Annotated in this window: 10 protein-coding genes and 3 rRNA genes; 9 read left to right on the top strand and 4 right to left on the bottom strand. The window is 68.6% G+C overall.

Annotated elements, in window-relative coordinates; genetic code table 11:
• Positions 1-271: 271 nt before the first annotated feature.
• Positions 272-1,048, top strand: a complete 777-nt coding sequence (locus tag FRAAL_RS25610) for an enoyl-CoA hydratase/isomerase family protein (protein ID WP_011606943.1) — start codon at positions 272-274, stop codon at positions 1,046-1,048.
• 6 nt (positions 1,049-1,054) lie between these two features.
• Here FRAAL_RS25610 and FRAAL_RS25605 read toward each other — a convergent pair whose 3' ends face one another.
• Together FRAAL_RS25605 and FRAAL_RS25600 are read right to left on the bottom strand one after the other, a co-directional pair.
• Positions 1,055-2,128: an endonuclease/exonuclease/phosphatase family protein gene (locus FRAAL_RS25605; protein WP_041939775.1), complete on the bottom strand. Its 1,074-nt coding sequence runs from the start codon at positions 2,126-2,128 to the stop codon at positions 1,055-1,057.
• A 167-nt stretch (positions 2,129-2,295) separates the two neighbouring features.
• Positions 2,296-3,672 (bottom strand): NsdA family TPR-like regulatory protein, encoded by a 1,377-nt coding sequence (locus FRAAL_RS25600; protein ID WP_011606941.1) that lies wholly within the window; start codon positions 3,670-3,672, stop codon positions 2,296-2,298.
• A gap of 577 nt (positions 3,673-4,249) precedes the next feature.
• Between FRAAL_RS25600 and FRAAL_RS25595 the strand changes: the two genes are divergently transcribed.
• From FRAAL_RS25595 to FRAAL_RS25585, 3 genes are all read left to right on the top strand, one after another.
• Positions 4,250-5,035, top strand: coding sequence for an electron transfer flavoprotein subunit beta/FixA family protein (locus FRAAL_RS25595; protein ID WP_011606939.1), 786 nt, complete (start codon positions 4,250-4,252; stop codon positions 5,033-5,035).
• Between the two features lie 12 nt (positions 5,036-5,047).
• On the top strand, positions 5,048-6,010 hold the full coding sequence (locus tag FRAAL_RS25590) for an electron transfer flavoprotein subunit alpha/FixB family protein (protein ID WP_011606938.1): 963 nt from the start codon (positions 5,048-5,050) through the stop codon (positions 6,008-6,010).
• A 190-nt stretch (positions 6,011-6,200) separates the two neighbouring features.
• Complete coding sequence (locus FRAAL_RS25585; RefSeq protein WP_011606937.1) at positions 6,201-7,322, top strand: ROK family protein; 1,122 nt, start codon at positions 6,201-6,203, stop codon at positions 7,320-7,322.
• Between the two features lie 17 nt (positions 7,323-7,339).
• Here FRAAL_RS25585 and FRAAL_RS25580 read toward each other — a convergent pair whose 3' ends face one another.
• Positions 7,340-8,176, bottom strand: a complete 837-nt coding sequence (locus FRAAL_RS25580; protein ID WP_011606936.1) for a mycofactocin-coupled SDR family oxidoreductase — start codon at positions 8,174-8,176, stop codon at positions 7,340-7,342.
• Positions 8,173-8,913 (bottom strand): mycofactocin biosynthesis peptidyl-dipeptidase MftE, encoded by a 741-nt coding sequence (gene mftE, locus FRAAL_RS25575; protein ID WP_041939774.1) that lies wholly within the window; start codon positions 8,911-8,913, stop codon positions 8,173-8,175. The genes FRAAL_RS25580 and mftE overlap by 4 nt, the downstream gene beginning before the upstream one ends.
• Before the next feature lie 1,434 nt (positions 8,914-10,347).
• Between mftE and FRAAL_RS25570 the strand changes: the two genes are divergently transcribed.
• The 5 genes from FRAAL_RS25570 to FRAAL_RS25550 all read left to right on the top strand — a co-directional run bounded on the left by FRAAL_RS25570 (position 10,348) and on the right by FRAAL_RS25550 (position 19,870).
• Positions 10,348-11,857 (top strand): 16S ribosomal RNA (locus tag FRAAL_RS25570).
• Positions 11,858-12,278: 421 nt separating this feature from the next.
• A 23S ribosomal RNA gene (locus FRAAL_RS25565) occupies positions 12,279-15,384 on the top strand.
• A 75-nt stretch (positions 15,385-15,459) separates the two neighbouring features.
• A 5S ribosomal RNA gene (gene rrf, locus FRAAL_RS25560) occupies positions 15,460-15,576 on the top strand.
• The 16S, 23S and 5S rRNA genes sit together here, the layout of an rRNA operon.
• 314 nt (positions 15,577-15,890) lie before the next feature.
• The gene (gene icmF / locus FRAAL_RS25555; RefSeq protein ID WP_041939773.1) at positions 15,891-19,178 is read left to right on the top strand and encodes a fused isobutyryl-CoA mutase/GTPase IcmF; all 3,288 of its coding nucleotides are present in this window, start codon (positions 15,891-15,893) and stop codon (positions 19,176-19,178) included.
• 185 nt (positions 19,179-19,363) lie between these two features.
• Positions 19,364-19,870: a MarR family winged helix-turn-helix transcriptional regulator gene (locus tag FRAAL_RS25550; protein WP_011606932.1), complete on the top strand. Its 507-nt coding sequence runs from the start codon at positions 19,364-19,366 to the stop codon at positions 19,868-19,870.
• Positions 19,871-19,890: the final 20 nt, after the last annotated feature.

The raw sequence follows: 19,890 nt of genomic DNA, 5'->3' as shown, positions 1-19,890 counted from the left end.
CCCCCGCCCCCGGTGGGCCGATCGGGCGGCTCCCTCCCTCCCACCCCCGCCGCCGCCGCGAACGCAGGAAGATCAGCGCCGGTCGGCCTATCGTGACCACCGACCACCCGCTGATCCGCGCGATCCGACCCGGGCGGCCGCCGCGACCCATCCCTGGAGCGACCGACGACCAGGCCGGGCGGCGGGCGTCCCCGGCAGGTGATCGCCGCGGCCGGTCGGGTGTCGCCATGCCCCGCCTGCCCGGGCGCGGGCCAGAGCGGGAGGACCCTGGATGAGCGTCGTGCGGCTCGAGGTCGACGGTGGGATCGGCACCATCCGGCTGGATCGGCCGCCGATGAACGCGCTGGACTCCGGCGTCGCCGCCGACCTGCGGGCGGCCGCCGTCGAGGCGACTCGCAATCCGGCGATCCGGGCGGTGGTCCTCTACGGGGGCGAGAAGGTCTTCGCCGCCGGCGCGGACATCAAGCAGATGGCGCCGATGGGGTACGCGGAGGCGTCGGCCTGGGTCGGCGACCTCAACTCGACCTTCGAGGTGGTCGCCCGCATTCCCAAGCCGGTGGTCGCGGCGGTCACCGGCTACGCCCTCGGCGGTGGGCTGGAGCTCGCGCTGTGCGCCGACGTGCGGGTGTTCGCCGACAACGCGAAGGTCGGCCAGCCGGAGATCCTGCTCGGGGTGATCCCGGGGGCCGGCGGGACGCAGCGCCTGCCGCGGCTGATCGGCCCGGGGCGGGCCAAGGACCTCATCTTCAGCGGCCGGCAGGTGCGCGCCGACGAGGCCGCCGAGATCGGCCTGGCCGACGTCGTCGTCCCCGCGGCGGAGGTCTTGGACCGGGCCCGGGAGATCGCCGGACGGTACACGGCCGGCCCCGCGATGGCGCTGGCGGCGGCGAAGCAGGCCGTCGACGACGGTTCGGAGCTCGCCCTCGCCGAGGCCCTGCGTCTGGAGGCCGCCCTGTTCGCCGGCCTGTTCGCCACCGAGGACCGTCGCATCGGCATGGAGTCCTTCCTCGCCCACGGCCCCGGCAAGGCCGACTTCACGGGCCGCTGATCCCCGCTACCGCATGGCCAGGTCGGCGATCACCGGGAGGTGGTCGCTGCCGAAGTCGTGGCCGACCTGGAAGCCGGTGACCGCGAAGGCGGGCGAGGTCAGCACGTGGTCGATGCGCAGCACCGGCGGCAGCACCACCGAGCGGGCGTTCCACGTGGGTTCCCACCCGCCGCCGACGACGTCGTGCGCGTCGCGGACCCCGGCGCTGACGAGTCTGCGCAGCGGCCGGTGGTCGCGGGTGGCGTTGAAGTCGCCGGCCATCACCACCGGCAGGGTGGCGTGCTGGGCCTCGTGGCGCAGCGCGGTGAGCTGGGTGCGCCATCGGCCGGTGTAGGAACCGGACGTCGGCGAGATGGTGTGCACCGCGTACATCACGAAGCGGCGGTTCTCGTCGACCTCGACGGTGGCCCGCAGCGACATCGACCCGCCGACGACCGGGGTGGCGGCGTCGCGCAGCGGGAACCGGGAGTAGATCGCCGCGCCGAAGGCGCCGTCGTCCGGGTGCACCTCCCGGTAGGGGAAGCCGGCCAGGGCGCCGGAGGCGTTCACCCGGGACAGCGTCAGCGGCGAGAGCTCGACGAGGATGAGCACGTCGGGGTTGGCCGAGCGGATCTGCGCGCCGAGCCGGTCGGCGTGGGCGTTGCGGTACAGCAGGTTCGCCGACATGATCCGCAGCCTGGCCGATCCCTGGGGCGCGTCCTCGGCGTCGCCCGGGAGCAGCTCGGGCACCGACCAGAACAGGTGGACGGCGACCAGCACGACCGACAGGATCAGCAGCAGGTTGCGGCGCAGGGCGAAGGCCACGGCGAGCGTGGCGTAGGCCGGCAGGTAGAGCAGCGGGGTGACGGCGTTGATCGCCGAGTAGGGCCAGTCGACGCCGTCGTCGAGGTGCACCAGCCGGCCGAGGGCGAGCAGGGCGAGGCCCGTGGCGACGACCCAGGCGATCACCGTGATGACGGTGCCGACCGGAACGGCCGGCCGGGTCCTCGGCTCGGGAGCGGCGACCGGGATGTCGCCCGGTCCGGTGTCGGTCTTGGCGTCCGGTGCCGTGCGGCCGGAATCCTGCGCGGATGTCACCATCCCAGAGTGCCCGGCGCGCCGGGGCATCCGAGCGGTGGGTGACCCGGGTGACCTGGCGGGGACCCCCGCGCGGCCCGGCGGGAGCGCCGGGCCGTCGCGAGGCGGGCCCCAGGAGTGCGTCACGTGGGGGAGGGGGCCACGCCGAGTGGCAGCCCCCGTCGGGAGGGCTAGGCGGCGGAGGCGGACTGGAGCAGCGGGCGGGCCTGCTCGCGCCACTGCCGTGACGCGACGGTCGGGTGCCTGCTGAGCTCCTCGTCGAGCTCGCCCAGTTTTCTCGCGATCCGTTGCGAGGAGACCTGCCCGGCGACGGAGACGGCCCGGTAGCCCGCCTCCAGGGCGCCCTCCAGCTCCGGGACCGGCCCGCGCAGGTAGGCCAGAGCCAGGTCGGCCTCGGCGTAGCTGCGGGTACGCGCGCGGGCCGCGCCCTGCAGCGTGCGTGCCTCGACGAGCATGTCCGCCGCCTCGCGCGGCCGCTTCAGCAGCAGCAGGCAGTGACCGCGGCACTCGGCGGCGTCGCCGGCGTTGTAGTGGCCGGCCCAGGACGGCCCGGCCCCGTCGTCGCGGGCGATGGCCTCGTCCATGGCGTCCAGGGCCCGCAGGCACCCGGACTCGTCGCCGTTGCGCGCCAGCGCCCAGGCGTTCTTGTCGTACAGCATGGCCTGCACCGCGCTGGTGGACTGCTTCAACGACCGGCGCAGCGCGGCCCGGACCAGCGCCAGGCTCTGGCGCGGATGGCCGAGCTGGGCGGCCTGGTCGCTCATGCCGGACAGGATCCGCCCGGCAAGCATCGCGTCGTCGGCGTGCTCGGCGAGGCTGAGGGCCTGGATGTAGTAGCGCTGGGCGAGCGCCTCGCGCCTGGAGTCCTGGGCGAGCCAGCCGCAGAACTGGGTCAGCTCCGCCAGGGCGCTGAACAGGTCCGGGTTGGGACGGTTGTCGCGGGCGGCCCGGGTCTGGTCGTGCAGGAAGCTGACCGCCTGGGGGCGGATCTCGCTGCCGCCGAACTTGGCGTCGAGCTTGCGGAAGGTCTCGGTCACGTCGCGGATCAGCGCGCCGCCGCCCGCGACCGGTGGTGGCGCGCCGACGATCCGGTCGACGACGCCGGTGAGGCTGGAGAGCACCGGCTCGGCGAAGGCGGACGCGATGAAGGCGGTTCCATCCTGGAGAAGGTCACGTCGGCGCATGTCTCTTCCCGATAGTCCGGCGAGGGTGCGCAGGGTCTCGACGGGTGCGTTCGCGCCGCACAGCCCCAGGTCGTCGTTGCCGTAGGACTCCCCGCGCCAGCCGAGGTCGGCCGGCAGGACGGGGTAACCCAGCGCGGCCGACATCTCGGCGGCCGCAAGTTCCGCGACCATCGGGTCGCGCGGGCGCATGCCCCGCCGCCAGTGACCGACCGTCGTGCGTGCCAGGCCCAGTTCGATCTTGCGCTGCTGGCGGGCGCGGGCGTTCACCTGACAGGCGAACCTGGTGTCCGATACCCCGGCCTCGCGCAGCAGACGCGCGAAGGGGGAGCTGGGTGCGGGATTTTCCGGCGGCGTATTCGACATCTGTCCCCCGTCGAAGTTAAGTAAGCCTAAGTAGGCGGTGCCCTGGGTGGTGGCCCTGTCTGGTGGGCGGTGCCCTGGGTGGTAACCCTGCCTTGGGCAGAAAGTAGTGGGTCAGTCACTGTCAAGGGAAGAGGGTGTGCACAACCTGGCCGAATTGCACGCCCATCCGGGGCCGACGCCTCTGGTGCTGCGCCGGCGGCGGGGGATGGCTTCGCAGCGGTACCACGGAACGTGGGAGTTGAGTCATCTGCTCATCCAGATGCGCGGTACTTATGCACGTGCATCCCGGGGCGGATGGGACATATGCGTGGCAAAGCCGCGTCCGCGGGGGAGACCTTGTCCCGCTCTGGGTGGAACTGGCCGGGCGTGGTGCACCCACCGCGAGGTATGGCCGCAGCGGGGCGCACGGACTAGTCTTGGTGACGGCGTGTAGTCGATACCCGTCCCGTGCTGCCTGTCCAGGTCAGGGGCACAGTGCGGTCGGCGTCACGCCGCCGATCATCGGGCGTGTGAGCGCCCCAGATGCGACGATGTCAAGAGCACTGACATCGGATGTTGGCTACGGAGGCCCCAAGGCGTGAACATCGTCGTTACCGTCAAGCAGGTTCCCGATACCTGGGCGGAGAAGAAGCTCGACGCCGCGGACAAGACCGTCGACCGCAAGAGCGTCGACAACGTCATGAACGAGATGGACGAGTACGGGGTCGAAGAGGCCCTGAAGATCAAGGAAGCGCACGGGGGTGAGGTCACCGTCGTCACGATGGGGCCGGCCAAGGCGGTCGAGACGATCCGCAAGGCCCTCTCGATGGGCGCGGACAAGGCCGTTCACCTCACGGACGACTCGCTGCACGGGTCGGACGCGCTGGCGACCTCCGCGGCGCTCGCCAAGGTGATCTCGACGCTGTCCCCGGACATCGTCATCACCTCCTCCGAGGCCTCGGACGCCCGTGGCGGCGTCATCGGTGCCCTGCTGGCGGAGCGCCTCGGGCTGCCCCAGCTCACCCAGGCCCGCAAGGTCACGGTGGACCCGGGCGCGAGCAAGGTGACGATCGAGCGGCTCGCCGACAACGGCTACGCCCTCGTCGAGGCGAGCCTGCCGGTGGTCGTCGGTGTCGTCGAGAAGATCAACCAGCCGCGTTACCCCTCGTTCAAGGGCATCATGGCGGCCAAGAAGAAGCCGCTGACGACGCTGTCCGCCGGCGACGCCGGGCTCGACGGCGCCGCGGTCGGCCTCGCGGGCGCCGCGTCGGCGGTCGTCACGTCGGAGCCCGCCCCGCCGCGTTCGAGCGGGACGATCGTCAAGGACGAGGGCGACGGCGGAACGAAGGTCGCGGAGTTCCTCGCCGCGCAGAAGCTCATCTGAGGGGTCTGTTCGATGGCTGAAGTTCTCGTACTCGTCGAGCACGCCGACGGTGAACCCAAGAAGGTCACCGCCGAGCTGCTGACGCTCGCCCGCACGCTCGGTGAGCCGTCCGCGGTCTTCCTCGGTGCCCCGGGCACCTACGCGAAGGCCAAGGACTACCTCGCCCAGTACGGCGCCGCCAAGGTGTACGTCGCGGAGTCGGACGACATCGCGAGCTACGTCGGCGGACCGGCGGCGGAGGTGCTGGCCTCGCTGGTCGCCTCGGCGTCGCCGGCGGCCGTGCTGGTCGCGGCCACCGCGGACTCCCGTGAGGTCGCGGCCCGGGTCGCCGCCAAGACCGAGTCCGGCCTGATCTGGGACGCCACCGCGCTGACCGCGGACCTGGTCGCCACCCAGGGGATCTTCGGCGGTTCGACGATCGTCACCTCGAAGGTCACCAAGGGCGTTCCGGTGGTCGTCGTCCGGCCGAACTCCACGGCTCCCGAGGCCGCGCCGTCGACGCCGGCCGAGCAGACCGTGGACGTCGCGATCTCCGACGCCGCCAAGGGCGCGAAGATCGTCGACCGGGTGGTCGAGGCCAAGTCCGGCCGGCCGGACCTCACCGAGGCCCAGGTCGTCGTCTCCGGCGGCCGTGGTCTCGGCGCAGCCGAGCACTTCGCGCTGGTGGAGAAGCTGGCCGACACCCTCGGTGCGGCCGTCGGCGCCTCGCGTGCCGCGACCGACGCCGGCTGGTACCCGCACCAGAACCAGGTCGGCCAGACCGGCAAGACGGTGTCGCCGCAGCTCTACATCGCGGTCGGCATCTCCGGTGCCATCCAGCACCGGGCCGGGATGCAGACGTCCAAGACGATCGTCGCCGTCAACAAGGACCCCGAGGCGCCGATCTTCGAGTTCGCGGACTACGGGCTGGTCGGCGACCTTTTCAACGTCGTCCCGCAGCTCACCGAGGCGATCGAGAAGCGCAAGGCTGGCTGACCGGTTCCCCGGACCGCACGGCCGGGCCTCCACCCGTCCCCGACGAGGCTGGAGCCCGGCCGTTGTTGTTCGCCCGGACGCCCACGCCCACGCCCACGGCCACGCCCACGGCCACGGCCACGGCCACGGGCCCGCGGATCGGGTCGCAGGACGGCCAGTCGAGAGAACGGGCCGAGCGGAGGGATGGGGCATGGCGGGGTCGTCGCGGCCACGGGGGGTCGTCGGGGTCGAGGCGTCGGCACCGCTGGTCGAGCTCGGAGCCGGGCCCGCGCTGGCCGTGGACGTCGGCGGCACCAAGATCGCAGCGGCGGTCGTCGACGCCGACGGCACGATCCGTGCCACCGCCCGCCGTCCCGTGCCTGCTCACCGTCCGTCCGGGCCTGAGCCGTCGGAATCCGAGCCGCCCGAATCCGAGCCGCCCGAATCCGAGCCGGCCGGAGCCGAGCCGGCCGGAGCCGGGCCGGGTCGGGGCAGGGCGGCCGAGGAGGTCTTCGGCGCGTTGCGGGAGTGCGTCAACGCGGCGCTGGCATCCGCCGGGGTCGCGGCGGACGCGGTAGCCGGGGTCGGCTGCGGGTGCGCGGGCCCGATGCAATGGCCGGCGGGCGAGGTGTCGCCGCTGAACATCCCGGCCTGGCGGGGGTTCCCGCTGCGCGCGCGGCTGCGCGAGCTGTTCCCCGAGCGGCCCGTGCTGGTCCACAACGACGGCGTCGCGCTCGTCGCCGGCGAGCACTGGGCCGGGGCGGGGCGGGGCGTGCGCAACCTGCTCGCGGTGACCGTCTCGACCGGCGTCGGCGGCGGGCTGGTGCTGGGGGACCGGCTGTTCCACGGCACCTCCGGCAACGCCGGCCACATCGGTCACGTCGTCGTGGACGTGGACGGACCGGACTGCCCGTGCGGCGGTCGGGGCTGCGTCGAGGCGCTCGCGTCCGGTCCGCGGACGGTGCACCGGGCCCGGGCGGCCGGGTGGGCTCCCCCCGCCGGTCAGCCGGCCGACGGTCACACCCTCGCCGCCGCGGCCGCGGCCGGTGACGAGATCGCCCGCCGCGAGCTCGCCCGAGCCGGGACCGCCGTCGGCGCGGGGCTCGCCGCCAGCGCGAGCCTGCTCGACCTGGAGGCGGCCGTCGTGGCCGGCGGCTTCGCGCAGTCCGGGCCGATCTTCTGGGACGCCCTGCTCGCCGGCTTCGAGCGCCATGCCGGTCTGGCCTTCGTCCGGCGGATGCGCATCGGGCGCAGCGACGATCCGGCCGGCGTCGCGCTGCGGGGAGCCGCCGCCTTCGTCCTGGCGCCGGAACGCTACGGCTGGCCAGACTGACATGTCCCGTCAGCCGGTCAGCCGGTGAAGCCGCCGTCCGCAGCCAGCACGGAGCCGGTCATCCCGCTCGCCGCGGGTGAGCACAGAAAGGCCACCGCGGCGGCGACCTCCTCGGGTCGCAGCAGCCGGCGCAGGTAGGCATGGCCGGCGAACTCCCCCGCGTCGGGCAGATCGTAGATCTTCGCGGACTCGGCCAGCATGGTGGTGTCCATCGAGCCGGGGCAGACGACGTTCGCCGTCACCGCCGTACCGGCGAGGTCCGCGGCGAGGCTGCGCACGAGCCCGACGACGCCGTGCTTGCCGGCGGAGTAGGCGGCCAGGCGGGCCAGCGGCCGGGTTCCCGCCGCAGAGGCGACCGCGACGAACCGCCCGGCGGGCGCCTCGAGCAGTGCCGGGACCGCCGCCCGGATGACGTGGAACACACCCGTGAGGTTCACGGCGAGCAGTGTCTGCCAGGAGTCGTCGTCGGTCTGCCAGATCGGGGGCCCGCCGGCGATGATGCCGGCGGCGGCGACGGCCGTGTCGAGCCGGCCGTAGCGCTCCCGGGCGACGGCGACGGCCGCGTCGACGTCGGCCTGGCGGCGGACGTCCACCCGGACGGCGACCGCGTCGCGGCAGCGGGCGGCGACCGCGTCGAGCTCTCGTCCGGTCGCGTACGGGTAGCCCGCCGTCGGCGGTTCCGGCACTGCCAGATCGGCGAGGACGAGGCGGTATCCGGCCGCGTCGAGCGCCTGGGCGACCGCGGCCCCGAGCCCGCGCGCCGCACCGGTGATCAGCGCAACGGGAGCCGGCGCGACCGAAGACGGCGCGACCGAAGACGGCGACGAGGCCGGGGCGCCGCTGCCGCGCGTCACGCGGACCGGCCCACGGTCCGCGCCGTCGGCGGCGTGAGGCCCTGATGCCGCGTCCAGTCCAGCAGCCGTTCGACGGCGTCGTCGACGTAGGCGTCGAGCAGGCGGGCGCCCTCGGCCGCCGACGCGCCCGCCGGGTCGCCCAGCACTCCGGAGGGGCTGAGCGCGGCGACGCCGCGGGCGAGGAGCTCGGCCAGCGACGGGCTGGGTCCGGCCACGGCCAGGTCCAGCCGGACCAGGTCGGGAGCCAGGTGCAGTAGCAGGGAGGTCTCGCCGCGGCCGGCGTGCAGGTCGCGGTCCGCCGCCGGTACGCCGACGGTCGCGGCCAGCGCCGCAACCGGCGCCCACAGGAACACCGGACGACCCTCCCCGGCCAGGATCCGCCGGGCCGACCTGAGGGCGGCGATGTTCCCCCCGTGACCGTTGACCAGCACGACGGCGCGAGCCGTGTCGTCGACCGAGCGAACGAGCTCGACGACCACCCGCTCGAGCACCTGCGTGCCCAGGGAGACCGTGCCGGGGAACCCGGCGTGCTCGCCGCTGGCCCCGTACGGCAGCGCCGCCCCGACGAGCAGGGGCTCCAGCCGCTGCGCGAGACCGTGGGCGACGGCGGAGGCGATCCGGGTGTCGGTGTCGAGCGGGAGGTGCGGTCCGTGCTGCTCGGTGCTGCCCAGGGGCAGCACGAGCAGCGGTCGGTCGCCCCCGAGCTCCCGCCAGGTTGCTCGGCCGAGTACCGACACCTCGTCACTCCTCTCCCGGACAACCGAGCTGGTCTCTCGCGCGAGCTGGTCTCTCGCGCCGGCTGCCGCGGAAAGATCTGGCCTCGCTGCCGCGGTAACCGACCTGCGACGCCGACGAGTACGGCTCGGCCGCCTGGCCAGGCGTCGGGATCCGGGGCGATCGCGGCATGGTTCCCGCGTCGGATCCATCCCAGCATGTCGGGGGACCCACGGTCGACCGGTGTGGCCACGATCGGCGTCGGGGGTGCGACCGATCCGCCGCGAGGGTCCGCTGTTCGGGTGCCACCGGTGAAGGTGCCCGCTCTCCGAGTACTGGCCGTCCTGGCCCGGCGCCCGCGCCGGCCCGCCCGCAGGCGAGGCCCGCCGCCCTGGGGAGCAGGCCAGGTCGACACGCCGGTCCATCGGTCGGCGGACTGCCCGTGCGCCCGCGGACGGGGTACCACTCGATCTCGATCCGCCTGGGAGGGTTTGCGGGGTGCCGCAGCCGGGCAGAAACCCGCCAGGTCGGTCGAGAGCGAGGGCCGGCGGCCGGGAACCGGGGCGAAGCGCCACGCGTTGACCTGGTCAGACGGCAACATGCCGGCGCCCGACCTCCGCTGTCGTGGCTCCGCAGGGACCGGAACCACCCCAGTGCCCCGGGCCGCTGGACCGAGGCCAGGGCTAACGCACCGTCCGGGGGCGGTGCCGGAAAGTTATGCCCTTGGGGCCGCCCACGGCGGTCCTGCTCGTGTATAGTTCTCCTTCGTCGCCCACCGAGCTCCGCAAAGAGCCCGATGTCGCGCAGGACCACATCTCCTCCGAGGGGGCACAGACCCCCCGAGGAAACGGGCCGCGGACGGTGCGATACGGTGTGAAAGTGGCAATCGCCGGCAGGCGATGCGAAAGCATCGAAAGCCGGAGCGATTTGACACAAACCAGCCAAAGCTCGTAACCTGGAAACATCGCACGAGCCAATCATCGCAAGGTGAATTGTCTCAGGCGTGCACGAAAGCAAAACCTGTTCGAAGAGGGTCATCTCGCACAAAACGAAGCGATTTGACACCGAACGAAGAGGCCAAGTAAGTTAAAGAAGCAAAAGCACGAAAGCCCGCAAGGGCCGAGCATCAGAGGCAAAACCTGTTCGAAGAGGGTCATCTCGCACAAAACGAAGCGATTTGACACCGAACGAAGAGGCGGGTAACTTAAAGAAGCACCAGAGCGAAACCCGCAAGGGCGAAGAGCTGGTAGCGCCTGCTCCTTGAGAACTCAACAGCGTGCCGATTGTCAGTGCCAATTGTTTTACCCCGTTCATGGCCTGGCTGGTTGTTTTCTGCGCATCGTTTGTGGTGTGTGGGGGGTGGCTGGTTGTGGTTGTGAGGGATTCCTTTGGACACGGCATCACGGTTGTGGTGTCGATGTCGGGGTCTGCCGGTTTGTCCGGCACTCTCGAAATCATTGATGGAGAGTTTGATCCTGGCTCAGGACGAACGCTGGCGGCGTGCTTAACACATGCAAGTCGAGCGAGGGGCTTCGGCTCCTAGCGGCGAACGGGTGAGTAACACGTGGGCAACCTGCCCCGAGCTCTGGAATAACCTCGGGAAACCGGGGCTAATGCCGGATATGACGCTACCGGGCATCTGGTGGTGTGGAAAGATTTATCGGCTCGGGATGGGCCCGCGGCCTATCAGCTTGTTGGTGGGGTGATGGCCTACCAAGGCGACGACGGGTAGCCGGCCTGAGAGGGCGACCGGCCACACTGGGACTGAGACACGGCCCAGACTCCTACGGGAGGCAGCAGTGGGGAATATTGCGCAATGGGCGAAAGCCTGACGCAGCGACGCCGCGTGGGGGATGACGGCCTTCGGGTTGTAAACCTCTTTCAGCAGGGACGAAGCGCAAGTGACGGTACCTGCAGAAGAAGCACCGGCCAACTACGTGCCAGCAGCCGCGGTAATACGTAGGGTGCAAGCGTTGTCCGGAATTATTGGGCGTAAAGAGCTCGTAGGCGGCCTGTCGCGTCGGCTGTGAAAACCCGGGGCTCAACCCCGGGCCTGCAGTCGATACGGGCAGGCTAGAGTCCGGCAGGGGAGACTGGAATTCCTGGTGTAGCGGTGAAATGCGCAGATATCAGGAGGAACACCGGTGGCGAAGGCGGGTCTCTGGGCCGGAACTGACGCTAAGGAGCGAAAGCGTGGGGAGCGAACAGGATTAGATACCCTGGTAGTCCACGCCGTAAACGTTGGGCGCTAGGTGTGGGGGACCTTCCACGGCCTCCGTGCCGCAGCTAACGCATTAAGCGCCCCGCCTGGGGAGTACGGCCGCAAGGCTAAAACTCAAAGGAATTGACGGGGGCCCGCACAAGCGGCGGAGCATGTGGCTTAATTCGATGCAACGCGAAGAACCTTACCAGGGCTTGACATGCAGGGAAATCTCGTAGAGATACGGGGTCCGTAAGGGTCCTGCACAGGTGGTGCATGGCTGTCGTCAGCTCGTGTCGTGAGATGTTGGGTTAAGTCCCGCAACGAGCGCAACCCTCGTCCTATGTTGCCAGCGAGTTATGTCGGGGACTCATAGGAGACTGCCGGGGTCAACTCGGAGGAAGGTGGGGATGACGTCAAGTCATCATGCCCCTTACGTCCTGGGCTGCACACATGCTACAATGGCCGGTACAAAGGGCTGCGATACCGTGAGGTGGAGCGAATCCCAAAAAGCCGGTCTCAGTTCGGATCGGGGTCTGCAACTCGACCCCGTGAAGTCGGAGTCGCTAGTAATCGCAGATCAGCAATGCTGCGGTGAATACGTTCCCGGGCCTTGTACACACCGCCCGTCACGTCACGAAAGTCGGTAACACCCGAAGCCGGTGGCCTAACCCTTGTGGGGGGAGCCGTCGAAGGTGGGACCGGCGATTGGGACGAAGTCGTAACAAGGTAGCCGTACCGGAAGGTGCGGCTGGATCACCTCCTTTCTAAGGAGCGTCTGGCTGGTCTGTCCTGTTGGGGGTGGGCTGGTTCAGGGCCAGGGCCGGATGTGCATGCCGGTCTGGTTGCTCATGGGTGGAACGCTGACGATAGTGCTGCTGGTTGTCTGGCAGGCGTCTAGTACTCTCTGGTCGTCCTTCTCCCTTGTGGGGTTGGGTGGGTGGGGGTGGAACGGGTCTGGTGGGTGGCTGGTGGTGCGTGGCACGCTGTTGGGTCCTGAGGGAGTGAGGCTTCCTCGTCTGGTGTGACCCCTTCTGCTGATCCCTTTCGGGGGGTTGTGGTGGGGGTCTGCTGGTGAACGGACCGGTCGTGGTAGGAGACCGCCTTCCTGTGTGGGGGTGGGTTCTGCCGGGTCGGCTGGGGCCGTCCGTACGTTGAGAACTGCACAGTGGACGCGAGCATCTTTGTGGCCAAGTTAGTAAGGGCGCACGGTGGATGCCTTGGCACCAGGAGCCGATGAAGGACGTGGGAGGCTGCGATATGCCTCGGGGAGCTGTCAACCGAGCTGTGATCCGAGGATTTCCGAATGGGGAAACCCGGCAGGGCTTTAAATCCTGTCACCCATGCCTGAACACATAGGGCATGTGGAGGGAACGCGGGGAAGTGAAACATCTCATTACCCGCAGGAAGAGAAAACAACCGTGATTCCGCGAGTAGTGGTGAGCGAAAGCGGATGAGGCTAAACCAGTGTCGTGTGATAGCCGGCAGGCGTTGCGATGCTGGGGTTGTGGGATCGTCCGGACGGGACTGCCGTTCCGTCGGGGAGTCAGAAAGAGCGCTGTTAGGCGAAGGTCATGCGAATGGGCCGCCATAGAGGGTAATAGCCCTGTAGCTGAAAACAGTGTTCCTCCCGGACGTGTTCCCAAGTAGCACGGAGCCCGTGAAATTCCGTGTGAATCTGGCGGGACCACCCGCTAAGCCTAAATACTCCCTGGTGACCGATAGCGGACTAGTACCGTGAGGGAAAGGTGAAAAGTACCCCGGGAGGGGAGTGAAATAGTACCTGAAACCGTGTGCCTACAATCCGTGGGAGCTGGACTTCGGTCTGGTGACCGCGTGCCTTTTGAAGAATGAGCCTGCGAGTTTGCGATGTGTGGCGAGGTTAACCCGTGTGGGGTAGCCGTAGCGAAAGCGAGTCCGAAGAGGGCGTTTGAGTCGCATGTCCAAGACCCGAAGCCGAGTGATCTACCCATGGCCAGGTTGAAGCGCGGGTAAGACCGTGTGGAGGACCGAACCCACCAGGGTTGAAAACCTGGGGGATGAGCTGTGGGTAGGGGTGAAAGGCCAATCAAACTCGGTGATAGCTGGTTCTCCCCGAAATGCATTTAGGTGCAGCGTCGCATGTTTCTTGCCGGAGGTAGAGCACTGGATGGCCTAGGGGGCCCACAAGCTTACTGAAGTCAGCCAAACTCCGAATGCCGGTAAGTGAAGTGCGGCAGTGAGACTGCGGGGGATAAGCTTCGTAGTCGAGAGGGAAACAGCCCAGATCGCCAGCTAAGGCCCCTAAGCGTGCGCTAAGTGGAAAAGGATGTGGAGTCGCATAGACAACCAGGAGGTTGGCTTAGAAGCAGCCACCCTTGAAAGAGTGCGTGATAGCTCACTGGTCAAGTGATTCCGCGCCGACAATGTAGCGGGGCTCAAGCGCACCGCCGAAGCTGCGGCATACGCATGTTAGCCAGGCATCTTTGATGTCCAGGTGTGTGTATGGGTAGGGGAGCGTCGTGTGGCGTGTGAAGCGGCGGGGTGACCTAGTCGTGGATGCCATACGAGTGAGAATGCAGGCATGAGTAGCGAATGACGGGTGAGAAACCCGTCCGCCGGATGACCAAGGGTTCCTGGGGCAGGCTAATCCGCCCAGGGTGAGTCGGGACCTAAGGCGAGGCCGACAGGCGTAGTCGATGGACAACGGGTTGATATTCCCGTACCGGCGCTGACGCGCCCATGCTGAACCTGGTTGTGCTAACCATCTGATCGGATGTGTCTTTTCGGAGATGTGTCTGGGAGGGTGGGATCCCGGCTGGTAGTAGGCAAGCGATGGGGTGACGCAGGAGGGTAGTCCAACCCAGGCGGTGGTTGTCCTGGGGCAAGGGTGTAGGACGGTGCGTAGGTAAATCCGCGTTCCATGTGTCTGAGACCTGATGCCGAGCCGATTGTGGCGAAGTGGATGATCCCATGCTGCCGAGAAAAGCCTCTAGCGAGTGTCAGGGCCGCCCGTACCCTAAACCGACACAGGTGGTCAGGTAGAGAATACCGAGGCGTTCGAGTGAACTGTGGTTAAGGAACTCGGCAAAATGCCCCCGTAACTTCGGGAGAAGGGGGGCCGTTCTCCGTGTAGGGACTTGCTTCCGTAGCGGGGAGTGGCCGCAGAGACCAGGGGAAAGCGACTGTTTACTAAAAACATAGCTCCGTGCTAAGTCGTAAGACGATGTATACGGAGTGACGCCTGCCCGGTGCTGGAACGTTAAGGGGACGGGTTAGCTCTTCGGGGCGAAGCTCAGAACTTAAGCGCCAGTAAACGGCGGTGGTAACTATAACCATCCTAAGGTAGCGAAATTCCTTGTCGGGTAAGTTCCGACCTGCACGAATGGCGTAACGACTTTCCCACTGTCTCAACCACAGACTCGGCGAAATTGCATTACGAGTAAAGATGCTCGTTACGCGCGGCAGGACGGAAAGACCCCGGGACCTTTACTATAGCTTGATATTGGTGTTCGGTTCGGCTTGTGTAGGATAGGTGGGAGACTGTGAAGCTGGGACGCCAGTTCTGGTGGAGTCATTGTTGAAATACCACTCTGGTCGTACTGGATGTCTAACCTCGGTCCGTGATCCGGATCAGGGACAGTGTCTGGTGGGTAGTTTAACTGGGGCGGTTGCCTCCTAAAGAGTAACGGAGGCGCCCAAAGGTTCCCTCAGCCTGGTTGGCAATCAGGTGTTGAGTGCAAGTGCACAAGGGAGCTTGACTGTGAGACAGACATGTCGAGCAGGTGCGAAAGCAGGGACTAGTGATCCGGCGGTGGCTTGTGGAAGCGCCGTCGCTCAACGGATAAAAGGTACCCCGGGGATAACAGGCTGATCTTGCCCAAGAGTCCATATCGACGGCAAGGTTTGGCACCTCGATGTCGGCTCGTCGCATCCTGGGGCTGGAGTAGGTCCCAAGGGTTGGGCTGTTCGCCCATTAAAGCGGTACGCGAGCTGGGTTTAGAACGTCGTGAGACAGTTCGGTCCCTATCCGCCGCGCGCGCAGGAGACTTGAGAAGGGCTGTCCCTAGTACGAGAGGACCGGGACGGACGAACCTCTGGTGTGCCAGTTGTTCTGCCAAGGGCATGGCTGGTTGGCTACGTTCGGAAGGGATAACCGCTGAAAGCATCTAAGCGGGAAGCCTGCTTCGAGATGAGGTCTCCCACAGGGTAGCCTGGTAAGGCCCCCGACTAGATGATCGGGTTGATAGGCCGGAGGTGGAAGTGCGGTGACGCATGGAGCTGACCGGTACTAATAGGCCGAGGGCTTGTCTTCGAAGGTGCTACGCGTCCACTGTGCGGTTCCCAGCTGTATGGCCGGCTGGGTGCTGGTTGTATAGTTGAATAGTGTTTCGGTGGTTTTGGCGAAGGGGAAACGCCCGGTCTCATTCCGAACCCGGAAGCTAAGCTCTTCAGCGCCGATGGTACTGCATGGGGGACTGTGTGGGAGAGTAGGACGCCGCCGGACTTACACAAAGTGTGGGGTTGCCTTTCGAGGCAACCCCACACTTGTATTTGGGGCGCTTTTAGGGCCTTGCGGGCCCTACCTTCCGCGCCCGGCCCTTCGGCCGGAGTCCACCCGTTACCCGAGCCGGCCCCCGAACACTTCGTGGCGGCCCCGGCTCCGGATGCCTGCCGCGCCCCGTGTCCGACTGCTGTCGCAGCCCTGCCCTCATCGACGCTGGCCGTAGTGGCACCTGTCGGATGGACGTCCTACTATCGGAAGTCGAAAGGCTGTGGGCCGGGTACGCCGGCCCGTCCGTTCTCCCCGGGAGCCGCTCGATGTCATCCGACGCCCAGCAGGACACGGCAGGTCTGCATGTCCCCGTCCATCCAGTCCGGATCGTCACGGCGGCCGCGCTGTTCGACGGGCATGACGCGGCGATCAACATCATGCGTCGGCTGCTGCAGGCCCAGGGGGCGGAGGTGATCCACCTCGGCCACGACCGTGGCGTCGACGAGGTGGTGACCGCGGCGATCCAGGAGGACGCCCAGGGCATCGCCCTTTCCTCCTACCAGGGCGGCCATGTCGAGTACTTCAGCTACCTCATCGAGCGGCTCCGGGAACGCGGTGCGGGCGACATCCGCGTCTTCGGCGGGGGCGGTGGGGTGATCGTGCCGGCCGAGATCGAGCTGCTGCAGTCCCGCGGCGTCGCCCGGATCTTCTCCCCGCAGGACGGCCAGGCGATGGGCCTCGCCCGTATGATCAACACGATCATCGCCGGCTGCGACGTCGACCTCGCCGGGGACGGTCCGAAGCTCGAGGAGGTCATCGGCGGCGAACAGGGCGCGCTCGCCCGGGCGATCACGGTGCTCGAGGCCGATCGGGACGGTGGGCTGGCGGCAGCGCTGCGCGAGGAGGCCGATCGGCGGCCGGCCGTGCCCGTGCTGGGCATCACCGGCACCGGCGGCTCCGGGAAGTCCTCGCTGACCGATGAGCTGCTGCGCCGCTTCCGCCTCGACCAGGGCGACGCGCTGCGCATCGCCGTGCTGGCCGTCGATCCGAGCCGCCGGCGCGGTGGTGGGGCGTTGCTCGGCGACCGGATCCGGATGAACGCTCTGGGCGAGTCCGACGCCGGCGAGGTCTTCTTCCGCTCCCTGGCCACCCGGGCCGCAGGCAGCGAGGTTCCCCCCTCCGTGCCGGGGGCGATCGCGGCCTGTAAGGCGGCGGGGTACGACCTGGTGATCGTCGAGACCCCCGGTATCGGGCAGGGCGACGCGGCGATCGTGCCCCACTGCGACGTCTCCCTGTACGTGATGACACCGGAGTACGGTGCGGCCTCGCAGCTCGAGAAGATCGACATGCTCGACTTCGCCGACGTGGTCGCGGTGAACAAGTTCGAGCGTCGCGGCGCCGAGGACGCCCGCCGCGACGTCGCCCGCCAGCTCGTGCGCAACCGGGAGGCGTTCGACCGGTCCTGGGAGGACATGCCGGTCTTCGGTACCTCCGCGGCCCGCTTCCAGGACGACGGGGTTACCGCCCTCTACCAGCATCTGCTCGGCCTGCTCCGCGACGTCGGCCTGCCGACGCGGCCCGGCGTGCTGCCCGCTGTCGAGGTGCGCGCCGCCACGGGGCTGACGACCATCGTCCCGCCGGCGAGGGCCCGATACCTGGCCGAGATCGCCGAGACGGTGCGCGGCTACCACGCGGAGACCGAGCGGCAGGCCCAGCTCGCCCGCCGCCGCGAGCACCTGACCACCGCACTCGACGCCGTGGGTACCTCCTCGGCAGAGGCCGGCGCCCTCACCGCCCTGCGCGACGAGGCGGGTGCGGCGCTGGCGCCGTGGGCGCGGGAGCTGCTCGAACGGTGGCCGGCGATCGTGGCCGAGCGGCAGGGCGATCAGCTCTCCTACACGGTGCGCGGGACCGAGATCCGCACTCCGCTGCGTCGCGTGACCCTCGCCGGCAGCCAGGTCTCCCGCGTCGCGGTGCCGGCCATCGACGACGACGCCCGGCTGGTGCGGTTCCTGCGCCGGGAGAACCTGCCGGGATACTTCCCGTTCACCGCGGGGGTGTTCCCGTTCAAGCGTGCCGGGGAGGCGCCGGCGCGGATGTTCGCCGGGGAGGGGGACGCGTTCCGGACGAACCGGCGCTTCCACCTGCTGTCCGCCGGGTCGCCGGCGACGCGGCTGTCCACGGCCTTCGACTCGGTCACCCTCTACGGTCGCGACCCGGCCCCCCGACCCGACGTCTACGGCAAGGTCGGCACGTCGGGTGTGTCGATCGCGACCCTGGACGACATGACGGCCCTGTTCGACGGGTTCGATCTCGGTGACCCGGCGACCAGCGTGTCCATGACGATCAACGGCCCGGCGCCGGCCATCCTCGCGATGTTCCTGACCACCGCGATCGACCAGCGGCTGGCCGCGTTCGTCGACGAGCACGGCCGCGAGCCGCGTGACGACGAGGCCGCCGAGGTCACCGCCGGCGCGCTCGCCACCGTGCGGGGCACGGTCCAGGCCGACATCCTCAAGGAGGACCAGGGGCAGAACACCTGCATCTTCTCCACCGAGTTCGCGCTGCGGGCGATGGCCGACGTGCAGGAATGGTTCATCGAGCACAACGTCCGCAACTTCTACTCCGTCTCGATCTCCGGCTACCACATCGCCGAGGCCGGCGCGAACCCCATCACGCAGCTCGCCTTCACGCTGGCCAACGGATTCACCTACGTCGAGGCGTATCTCGCCCGAGGAATGCGAATCGACGACTTCGCGCCGAACCTGTCGTTCTTCTTCTCCAACGGGATGGACGCGGAATACACGGTCATCGGGCGGGTGGCGCGGCGAATCTGGGCGGTCGCGATGCGCGAGCGATACGGAGCCGCCCCCCGCTCGCAGATGCTCAAATATCACGTGCAGACCTCCGGCCGGTCACTGCACGCCCAGGAGATGGCGTTCAACGACATCCGCACGACCCTCCAGGCGCTGTGCGCGATCTACGACAACTGCAACAGCCTGCACACGAATGCCTACGACGAGGCCGTGACCACTCCCACCGAGAGCTCGGTGCGCCGTGCGCTCGCCATTCAGGTGGTCATCGATCAGGAATGGGGGCTCGCGGCCAACGAGAACCCCCTGCAGGGGTCGTTCATCGTCGACGAGCTGACCGACCTGGTCGAGGAGGCCGTGCTCGCCGAGTTCGAGCGGATAAGCGACCGCGGAGGCGTTCTGGGCGCGATGGAGACCGGTTATCAGCGGGGTCGGATCCAGGACGAGTCGATGCTCTACGAGCGCCGTAAGCACGACGGCACGCTGCCGATCGTCGGGGTCAACACCTTCCTCGCGCCCGACCGTGCCGCCGACGACCCGGAGCGCGCCGCCGATGCCGCCGGCCCCCTGGAGCTGGCCCGGGCCACCGAGGACGAGAAGCGTTCCCAGCTCGCCCGCCTGACCGACTTCCAGCGCCGGCACGCCGCCGAGGCCGAGGCCGCCCTGGCCGAGCTGCGCGCGGTTGCCGCCGGCACGGGAAACACCTTCGCGGCGTTGATGAAGGCGGTCCGGGTCTGCTCGCTCGGTCAGATCACCCAGGCGTTCTTCGACGTGGGCGGCCAGTATCGGCGCAATGTCTGACATTCCCGCACGGGGTGGCGCCGCACGGTGCGCTGAGGGTGGCGACCCGTAATCTCCGGGTACGCATGAGTCTTTGCCTGCACGTGGCGTCCTGGGGTGCAATGGACGCCGGCCGTCATCTGGGCGGTCCCCGGCCATGTCGGCCGGGTGGGAGACATCCCCTGAAGTGCAGGAGCGTCCAAACCGTGGCCACCCCCAAACCGCTGCCCACCGATCCCATAGCGGAGGCCCACCGGCACTGGACCGCGCACGGCTGGGGCTCGGTGGCGGACGGGATGGCGGCGGTCACGTCACTGATGCGTGCCCAGCAGATCATGCTGGCCCGGGTCGACGAGGTCCTGCGCCCGCTCGATCTGACCTTCGCCCGGTACGAGCTGCTGATGCTGCTGTTGTTCTCCCGAAGGGGCGCGCTGCCGCTTAACAAGATCGGTAGTCGGCTTCAGGTCCATCCGACCAGCATCACCAGCGCGGTCGACCGCCTGGAGGCCCGCGGCCAGGTTCGCCGCAACCCGCATCCCACCGACCGCCGCGCCATTCTCGCCGAGATCACCGAGGAGGGGCGGGCGACGGCCCTCGCCGCGACGGAGAAGCTCAACGACACCGTCTTCGCCGACCCCGGTCTGGGGGACGGGGGTGTGCGGACGCTCATCGACCTGCTCACCGACCTGCGCAGGGCGGCCGGTGACTTCTGAGCCGGCCCAGGTGTACCGCC

Origin of the sequence: Frankia alni ACN14a (genome assembly GCF_000058485.1) — a bacterium.
Lineage (GTDB): Bacteria > Actinomycetota > Actinomycetes > Frankiales > Frankiaceae > Frankia > Frankia alni.
This window is presented reverse-complemented; position numbering and strand designations above follow the sequence as displayed.

Coding starts and splice junctions, on each gene's coding strand:
- FRAAL_RS25600 (WP_011606941.1), bottom strand. CDS start 3,672: ATGTCGAATACGCCGCCGGAAAATCCCGCACCCAGCTCCCCCTTCGCG.
- FRAAL_RS25610 (WP_011606943.1), top strand. CDS start 272: ATGAGCGTCGTGCGGCTCGAGGTCGACGGTGGGATCGGCACCATCCGG.
- icmF (WP_041939773.1), top strand. CDS start 15,891: ATGTCATCCGACGCCCAGCAGGACACGGCAGGTCTGCATGTCCCCGTC.
- FRAAL_RS25590 (WP_011606938.1), top strand. CDS start 5,048: ATGGCTGAAGTTCTCGTACTCGTCGAGCACGCCGACGGTGAACCCAAG.
- FRAAL_RS25585 (WP_011606937.1), top strand. CDS start 6,201: ATGGCGGGGTCGTCGCGGCCACGGGGGGTCGTCGGGGTCGAGGCGTCG.
- FRAAL_RS25605 (WP_041939775.1), bottom strand. CDS start 2,128: ATGGTGACATCCGCGCAGGATTCCGGCCGCACGGCACCGGACGCCAAG.